The sequence below is a fragment of the Mesorhizobium sp. M7A.F.Ca.CA.004.04.2.1 genome (genome assembly GCF_004022825.1).
Lineage (GTDB): Bacteria > Pseudomonadota > Alphaproteobacteria > Rhizobiales > Rhizobiaceae > Mesorhizobium.
The window spans coordinates 1-8,520 of the sequence record NZ_RZPH01000160.1 but is presented as its reverse complement, the minus strand read 5'-3'; the positions used below and the strand labels follow the sequence as shown (position 1 = coordinate 8,520).

At 61.6% G+C, this 8,520-nt stretch carries 9 protein-coding genes; all 9 read left to right on the top strand.

What is annotated here, in order from left to right; genetic code table 11:
- The first annotated feature begins 149 nt into the window (after positions 1-149).
- The 9 genes from EN893_RS10050 (at position 150) to EN893_RS10010 (ending at position 8,295) form a co-directional block, all read left to right on the top strand.
- Positions 150-1,859 (top strand): terminase TerL endonuclease subunit, encoded by a 1,710-nt coding sequence (locus EN893_RS10050; RefSeq protein ID WP_128361520.1) that lies wholly within the window; start codon positions 150-152, stop codon positions 1,857-1,859.
- Entirely contained in the window at positions 1,860-3,137 is a 1,278-nt protein-coding gene (locus EN893_RS10045) for a phage portal protein (protein WP_127266776.1), read from the top strand. It abuts the gene before it with no gap.
- Positions 3,134-3,991, top strand: coding sequence for a head maturation protease, ClpP-related (locus EN893_RS10040; RefSeq protein WP_127266777.1), 858 nt, complete (start codon positions 3,134-3,136; stop codon positions 3,989-3,991). The genes EN893_RS10045 and EN893_RS10040 overlap by 4 nt, the downstream gene beginning before the upstream one ends.
- A 10-nt stretch (positions 3,992-4,001) precedes the next feature.
- Positions 4,002-5,372 (top strand): phage major capsid protein, encoded by a 1,371-nt coding sequence (locus EN893_RS10035; RefSeq protein ID WP_127266778.1) that lies wholly within the window; start codon positions 4,002-4,004, stop codon positions 5,370-5,372.
- A 117-nt stretch (positions 5,373-5,489) separates the two neighbouring features.
- A complete protein-coding gene (locus EN893_RS10030) occupies positions 5,490-5,723 on the top strand; it encodes a hypothetical protein (protein ID WP_127266779.1) in 234 nt (77 codons plus the stop codon).
- A 23-nt stretch (positions 5,724-5,746) separates the two neighbouring features.
- Positions 5,747-6,226: a hypothetical protein gene (locus tag EN893_RS10025; protein ID WP_127266780.1), complete on the top strand. Its 480-nt coding sequence runs from the start codon at positions 5,747-5,749 to the stop codon at positions 6,224-6,226.
- Positions 6,220-6,813, top strand: coding sequence for a head-tail connector protein (locus EN893_RS10020; protein WP_127266781.1), 594 nt, complete (start codon positions 6,220-6,222; stop codon positions 6,811-6,813). The genes EN893_RS10025 and EN893_RS10020 overlap by 7 nt, the downstream gene beginning before the upstream one ends.
- The gene (locus EN893_RS10015) at positions 6,810-7,733 is read left to right on the top strand and encodes a hypothetical protein (RefSeq protein WP_127269935.1); all 924 of its coding nucleotides are present in this window, start codon (positions 6,810-6,812) and stop codon (positions 7,731-7,733) included. The genes EN893_RS10020 and EN893_RS10015 overlap by 4 nt, the downstream gene beginning before the upstream one ends.
- A gap of 46 nt (positions 7,734-7,779) precedes the next feature.
- Positions 7,780-8,295 carry a class I SAM-dependent methyltransferase gene (locus EN893_RS10010; RefSeq protein ID WP_164748673.1) on the top strand — a complete coding sequence of 172 codons (516 nt, stop codon included), beginning with the start codon at positions 7,780-7,782 and terminating at the stop codon, positions 8,293-8,295.
- Positions 8,296-8,520 lie beyond the last annotated feature (225 nt).

Below are 8,520 nucleotides of genomic sequence, written 5' to 3'. Positions count from 1 at the left end.
CATGACGATCGAGGCTTCCATGGGCAAGGGCAGCGACCAGCCGGCGGCATCGAAAGACAAGGTTGGCAAGAAGATGATCGACGAGCAGCGCGCCCATGCCGCAGACGCCGATCTGATGGCCGAGCTCGAAAGCGAAGCAGCCGCGCAAAATGCTCGCCATTGAGGCGTTGCCGCGGTTCGCCTGTCCAGATTGGTGGGAGCGTATCAAGGCCGGACAGACGCCAATGGCCGATGTCCCGCTCAACCAGGAGAAGGCGGCCAAGGCGCTGGCTTTCTTCAACAGGCTGAAGCTGCCAGACGTGCCCGGCAATCCGCCGCTGTCTGAGGCCTGTGGCGAATGGTTCCGCGATATCCTGTGCGCCTTCCTGGCGAGCGAGGATCCGGACACCAAGCAGCGCCTGGTCTGGGAACTGCTTTGCATGGTTCCCAAGAAGAATTCGAAGACGACCTATGTCGCCGCCCTCGGCCTGACCGCGCTGTTCATGGAGGAAGCGCCGAACCGACAGATGCTGATCGTCGCGCCCAGCCAGAACATCTCGGAACGGTGTTTCGACCAGGCGCAGGGCATGATCAGGCTCGATCCTCGGCTCGATGCCATCTTCAAGGTGCAGGATCACCTGAAATGCATCGAGCGCCGCAAGACCGGCACGAAGCTCGACGTCAAATCCTTCGACACCTCGATCGTCACCGGCGAAATACCGATCCTGACGATCATCGACGAGGTGCACGAGCTGGGCAAGAAAGCGAAGGCCGCGGCGGTCCTGCAGCAGATCAGGGGCGGCGGCATCACCATGCAGGGTGGCCAACTGCTGATGATCACGACACAGTCGGACGAACAGCCGGCCGGTATCTGGAAGACGGAACTCGACAAGGCGCGCAAGATACGCGACGGCAGGGGCGGCCAGGCGCCGATCATGCTGCCGGTCCTATACGAGTTTCCTCCCGAGCAGCAGCGCGACCAGACGTTCTGGCGCGATCGCAAACACTGGAAATACCTGCTGCCGAACATCGGCCGCTCGATCAGCCCGCAGCGCCTGATCGAGGACTACGAGAACAACGGCTCGGCGACAGCCGAGACGGAACAGATCTGGGCCAGCCAGCATCTCAATATCGAGATCGGCGTCGGCATCGCCGGCGACGGCTGGCGCGGTGCCGAATATTGGGAAGAATGCGCCGACGAGACGCTGACGCTGGAAGAGCTGATTCGGCGCTCTGAAGTGGCCGTGGTCGGCGCCGATGGCGGCGGTCTCGACGATCTGTTCGGCGTCTGCGTCATCGGTCGCGAGAAGGTGACGCGACGCTGGCTGGTCTGGACCCATGCATTCGCGCATCCGAAGGTGCTTGAAATCCGTAAGGAGATTGCGCCGCGGCTGCTCGGCTTCGTCGAGGAAGGCTCGCTCACGCTGTGCGAGGTTTCGGCCTATGTGGCGAAAATCGCGGCGATTGCCGAACGACTGCTCGATGCCGGCCTGCTGCCTGAAAAGAACGCGGTCGGCTTCGATCCTAACAACATCGCCGCCTTCGTCGACGCGCTGGCCTTGAAGGAAATCACAGGGCTGATGCTGCACCGGCTGCGCCAGGGTCCGGCATTGTCTCCGGCCTTGTGGGGCCTGGAGCACAAGTTGAGCGACAATTCGATTAGCCATGACGGCTCGGCCATGATGGCCTGGTCGGTCGGAAATGTGAAAATCGAAGTCAAGGGCAACGGCAACATGGCAACCAAACAGGCTGCCGGCCGGACCAAGATCGATCCCGTCATCGCCATGCTTTGCGCGGCGATCCTGATGAGCTGGAACCCGGAGGCAAAGCCACGTGTCGATCTTGCTTCATGGCTCTCACAACCGGCCGCGGTGATGTAGATGGCGATCTGGAAATGGCTCACCGGCCGGTTGAACGTCACCTCCGATCTGGACAAGTGGCGTATGATGTGGGGCTTCGACCACGATTCCGGCCAGAACGTGACGCCGGACAGCGCCATGAAGCTGTCGACATGGTGGGCGGCGAAGCGGCTGATCTCGGAGACGATTTCCACCTTGCCCGCCGGCGTCTTCGCGACAGCATCGAATGATCAGCGCACGGCGCGAAAGGACCATCGGCTCTACGAGATCCTTCAGATCACGCCGAATGCCGATCAGACGGCGGTGGAGTTCTGGGAAGGGCGTATCGCCCCGCTTTGCGACTTCGGCAATTCGTATGCCGAGAAAAAATTCATCGGTGACAGGCTGGTGGCCCTGCAGCCGATGAAGGCCGAAAACACCACACCGCTGCGCGATTCGTCGGACCGGCTGTTCTATAGGTTCAATGACCGCGGCAAGAACGAAGACCTGCCGAAAGACAAGGTCTTCCACATCAAGGGATTCGCACCCAACGACGAGGACGAGGGGCTTTCGCCCGTCGCCTATGCCGCTCGTTCGCTTGGCGCAGCCATCTCGGCGGAACGGGCGTCCGCCCGGCTGTTTTCCAAGGGCCTTCGCAACAGCGGGTTCTGGAAGCCGCCGGTCACGATGGACAAGGATCAACGCCAGCAGTTCATGGACAATTACGTCAAGCCTTTCGAGGGCCACGAAGGCCAGGGCTCGGGCATCATCATGCCGCCGGGCTTCGATTGGCAGTCGCTCAACATCACGCCTCGCGATGCCGAACTGATCATGGCGCGCGGCTTCTCCGTGGAAGATGTCTGCCGCTGGATGGGTGTGCCGCCAATTCTCGTCGGCCATGCCTCGGAAGGCCAGACGATGTGGGGTTCCGGCGTCGAACAGATCATCCTCGGCTGGCTGATCCTTGGTCTGCGGGCCTACCTAAAGCGCATCGAATCAGCCGTAAACACGCGCCTGGTCACGCCGACCGACAGGGCCGCCGGCATCTATTTCGAATTCAACTTCGAGGGGCTCCTCCGCGCCGACAGCGCCGGCCGTGCCGCGCTGATGTCGTCGCTGGCGCAGAACGGACTGCGCACCCGGGACGAGTTGCGAAAGCTCGACAATCTGGCGCCCAAGCCGGGCGGCGACGTTCTCACCGTCCAGTCCGCCCTGGTGCCTCTTGACCAGATCGGAAAGCAGCAAAGTGACGCGAACTCGGTGCGCAATGCGCTGCGTGCCTGGCTGATCGAAGAGCGCGAGGAAAGGAAAGCGGCATGACCGTTCGTGACCTGCCGGCGATGCCGGCCATATCCATGCGCTCCGGTCTTGGATCTGAAATTTGCCCGTCGGCGCTTGGTCGCTGGCAGGCCGACATCCGTGCAGCATCCGACGATACCACCGAGAACACGATTTCGATCCTCGGCGTCATCGGCGCCGACTTCTTCGGCGATGGCGTTACGGCTCGCCGCATCGCCGGCGCGCTGCGCGCCATTGGCGATCGTGAGGTCGTGGTCAACATCAATTCGCCCGGCGGCGATTTCATGGAAGGCCTCGCCATCTACAACCTGCTGCGAGATCACAAGCAGAAGGTGACCGTCAAGGTTCTAGGCATGGCCGCATCGGCGGCCTCGATCATCAGTATGGCGGGCGACCGCATCGAGGTTCCCCGCGCCGGGTTCCTGATGATCCACAATACCTGGGTAATGGCGGTCGGCGATCGCAACGACTTGCATGACATTGCCGATGTCCTTCAATCCTTCGATAAGGCGTCCGCGGACGTCTACGCCGCCCGCTCTGGTATGGACGCCAAGGACATTGCCAAGATGATGGACAAGGAAACCTGGCTTGCCGGCTCTGACGCCGTCGACAAGGGATTTGCCGATGCGTTCCTGCCGGCCGACCAGGTCGCCAAGGACGCCAAGGCCAGCCTTGAACTCGGCGCCAGCGCAGCCGCTCGCCGGGTCGAATTGGCACTTGCCAAGGCCGGCCTGCCACAGGCCGAACGCAAGCGCCTGATTTCCGAACTGAAGACCGGCACACGTGACGTTGCCGATGACACCACACGTGACGTTGGTGAAGCCGAAATGCGCCAGGCGATGAACGTCCTGTCGCGCATAGACATCAACCCCTAGGAGAAATCCAATGAATAAGACCTATACGCTCCTGGCGATTGCCGGGCTGCTCACCCTTGCCGTGATCGCCGTAGCCTTCGGCCTTGGACCGGACATCCTGACCACACATCATTCGAGCGGCTTGCTGATCGCCGAGGGTGCGGCGGCAGTATCGGCGCAGGACTTCAAGGCCCTCACCGACAAACTCGCGGAGGTCACCACCAAGTTCAACCAGAAGTCGGACGAATTGTCCAAAAAGGCCGAAGAGGCCCTGGCCGAGGTCAAGAACAAGGGCGAACTTCTGACCGCCACCAAGTCCGATGTCGACAAGCTTCTTATCGAGCAGACGTCTCTCAAGGGAGCCTTGAACGAAGCCCAGGCGCGCCTCACGGCGGCAGAGCAGGAAATCGTTCGCCGCCCGGGCGACAAGACGTCCGCTCACAAGACCATCGGCGCCCAGTTGGTCGCCGATCAGAAGACGAAGGATTTCGCCGCACAGGGGTCCTCGGCGCGCGGCAAGCACCGCTTCTCGGTCAATGCCGCAATCACCAGCGTCGACTATCCGGTCGGCGACAATCCCGGCATCGTCCAGCCGCAGATCCTGCCCGGCATTCAGGTGGCGCCCAAGCAGCGCTTGTTTGTGCGTGACCTGATCCCTGTCGGCCAGACCCAGAGCCCGGCTATTTTCTGGGTTCAGCAAACCGGCTTCACCAATGCGGCGCGTGTCGTGTCGGAAGGCACGAAGAAGCCGGAATCGACGATCGCCTACGACAGCAAGATGACGCCTGTCTCGACGATCGCCCACATCTTCAAGGCATCGAAGCAGATCCTGGCCGACTTCAAGCAGTTGCAGTCAGACGTCGACCGCGAAATGCGCTATGGCCTGAAATATGTCGAGGAAGAGGAAATCCTCTTCGGCGACGGTACTGGCGTCCATCTGCACGGCATCATCCCGCAGGCGGAGGCATTCGCGCCGGCGTTCACCGTGCCGCATCACAACCGGATCGACGACATCCGGCTGGCCATGCTGCAGGCGCAACTGGCGCGGCTGCCGGCAACCGGCATCGTGATGCATTTCATGGATTGGGCGGCAACCGAGCTGACCAAGGACGAAAACGGCCAGTACGTGTTCGCCAATCCGCTTCGCTTGGCCGGTTCGACGCTGTGGGGCCTCCCTGTCGTACCGACCGAGATTGCCGATTTCGAGGGCAATTTCCTCACCGGCGCCTTTGCCGGCGGCGCGCAGCTCTACGATCGCGAGGAGATGGGTGTCGAGATCGCGACCGAGAACAATGACGACTTCGAAAAGAACATGCTCACCATGCGCTGCGAAGAGCGCGTGGCTCTCGCCGTGTTCCGCCCCGAAGCCTTCATCTACGGCGGATTCACCTCGGCGACTTGATCGGGTCGGGCCAATCGATCCGGGCGGCGACAGACGCCGCCCGGCCATTCAAGGGAGATGAAGATGTCTGATGTTTCCGGTACCGCATTGCGGCCCTGGCTCGGCCAGGAGGGCCGTGTGAAAAAAGGCGCGCGGTTCGGCAAGGATGGCGATTTTCCGGCCATTGCCCACCGCCGCGCGAAGGTTCTCTACGAGGGTGGTCTTTTCCTCCCGGATGCGGAGGCGGCCGGCAAGGCATCCTCGCGCCCTTCTGGTTCCCGGACTGGCACCGGCAAACAGCCGTCATCGTCGCCAGCGGACCATCAGCATCCCAAGTCCCGCTCGAAATCGCCAGAGGTCGGGCAAGACTGATCGCCATCAACAATTCGTGGCAGTTGGCACCATGGGCCGACGTTCTTTATGCCCACGATCTGGCGTGGTGGAACGCCGCATCCGGTGCAAGCCAATTTGCCGGATTGAAGATCAGTCAGGATCCGGTGGCGGCGTCGCAGTGGGGTCTCCGCCGCGTGGCTCTTGAACGAGGCTCTGACCGTTTGCAACTGGATCGGCCAGGGACCATCGGGTCCGGTGGCAACAGCGGATTTCAGGCATTGAACCTGGCCGTCCAGTTCGGTGCGCGCAAGGTGATCCTGGTCGGCTACGACATGCGCATCGATCTGGGCGTGCATTGGCATGGAAAACATCCGCGCCTGATGAACAATCCGTCGACCAAGAATGTCGAACGCTGGCGCCGGTGCCTCGACAATGCGGCCGAGATGCTCGCGCACCTTGGCATAGCGGTGATCAACTGCAGCCCTGTTTCCACCCTTTCACGGTTTCCGAAGATGAGCCTCGAGGAGGCGCTTGCATGTTGATGCGGCTTTCACAGCCTGACGGCCTTTTCGTCTCAGTCGACGACGTGAAGGCACATGTCATCGTCGATACGACTGACGATGACGAACTGATCAAGGCCTACATCCGCGCTGCAACACGCCTTGCCGAGGATCGCATGGGCAGGATCCTGCTGCCAACGGAGTTCGAGTACCGCGTCGATAGATGGTGTGGGCCGATTGCCATTCCCGCTGCGCCGATTCGCGACGTGACTGAAGTCTTCTATCTCGATGAAAACCATGTCGAGCAGACGCTTGCGCCGGGCGACTGGTATTATGTCGTCACAGCCGAAGGCGCGACCCTCCGTTTCACCGATGCCTTTTCGTCACCGGCCCTGTCGAACCGCCCGCAGGCCGTGCGCTTGCGCTTCATGGCCGGCTTTGACGATCCTGACGTAACTGGTTCCGGCGACGATCCCGATCTCAAGCAGGACCCGGTGGATCGGCTCATCGTCATGATCCTGGTCGCCAATTGGTATCAATCGCGCGAGCCGGTTGCGATCGGCGCTGTCGTCGCGGAAATCCCATTTTCGGCGAACAGCCTGATCGAGATGCGGAAAATATACCGATGATGCCCCTCCTCGTCCGCGGCATGCACGGTCTGGGTGACAATCTCCACCAGCGCGCCGTGATCCGGCAATTGATGCGCGGCCATGAAGTCTATCTCGAAAGCTCGTGGGTCGCGCCATATCACGACCTGATCGCCGATGGGCTGAAAGTCATCCACAAGGCGACGGTGTTGCGCACGCAGGCCAAGAACGCCAGCCGCGAAGCCGGAAGATTCCATCGCGGCGGGTTGCCGCGCTTCCGCCGTGCCGTGCAGGTCAGCTATTCGCCTGACCAGGTCCGCTCGCAGGGGTCTGTTCTGGCAGCGATGTGCCGGGTGACCGGAACGGACTATGCGACGGCGGATTTTCGGCTGCCGATTCCAGATGCTTGGATGAAGCAGGTTCGTCAGCTGCTCGACACATGGCGGCCGCAAAAACCGATCCTCATCTATCGCCCATTGAACGAGCGCACCGAGTGGAGCGGTTGCCAGGCACGCAATCCCGATCACGATGCCTATCGCGACCTGCTCGCAACGATTCGCGACGACTTCTTCGTCGTGTCGGTCGCCGACCTGGTGTCGGGTAAGGAATGGATGGCCGGCCACCCGATCAAGGCCGACGTCGAATTCCACCGTGGTGAGTTGGACTTCGAAACCATCGCCGCCCTGACCTCGGTCGCCGCGCTCGTCGTCACCTCGCCGGGCTTTGCGGCGATCCTCGCGCAGGCGGTCGGAACGCCGGCCACCGTCATCTTCGGCGGCTACGAGAACTCTTCATCCTTTGCCGGCGGGGCCCGATATTCGCCTTACCTCGGCATCGATCCGATCAACCCCTGTCAGTGTTTCAGCCACAGCCATGCTTGCCAGAAAACCATCGACATTCCAGCCGCAACGACCCGTCTACGAGCCTTCGCTGCTCAAGCTGCCGGCCGTTCCGCAGGCTGACCTTGACGTCCATCCGATCGACTGGAGCGGGCTAAACGCCCGTTTCATGAACCCCGGCGAACTAGAGGTGCTCGTAGCGCTCGCGCGATCGGTTGCGCCCAAGGTCGCCATCGAGTTCGGCGTGAATGAAGGGCGCACTGCCAAGGCATTGCTGCGCAACGTTGTGACGATCGAGCGCTATGTCGGCATCGACGTGCCGCAAGGCTACGTCACCGACAAGATTGTGCAGCGGCGTGAGGTTCCACAGCAGCCGGCGCACCTGGCGTTGGACGATTCGCGCTTCCGGCTCCTGATCGCGCGCCATGGTTCGCACGATCTCCTGATCGACGATCTTCCGGAATGCGACTTCGCCTTCATCGACGGCGATCATGGCGCGAGGGGCGTCATGCAGGATCAGTTCCTTGCGCTTAACCGTGTCCGCAAGGGCGGGATGATCGTTTATCACGATTACCATGCTCGCGGGACGGTCGACGTGCAGGCTGTGCTTGAGGAACTCCATAAAAGCGGACGGCGACTAATCCAGCATGTCGAGGGGACGTGGCTGGCTTTCATGAGGGTCTGACCATGTGGGTTCGCTTCACTGGTGACTTCGACTGGAAGCCAACGCCGGCCGTGACAATCGCCTATCGTGATGGGATGTCGGTTTCTGTCACTACACGATGCGGAGCTGCGGCGATCGATGCCGGCAAAGCTGTGCGGCTACGCAAGCGCGGTAAGTTCTCTGATCCAGAGGTGTCAGATGAAAACGACAACCGGCCAGCTTAGGGAAAACATCGCATTCGACAGC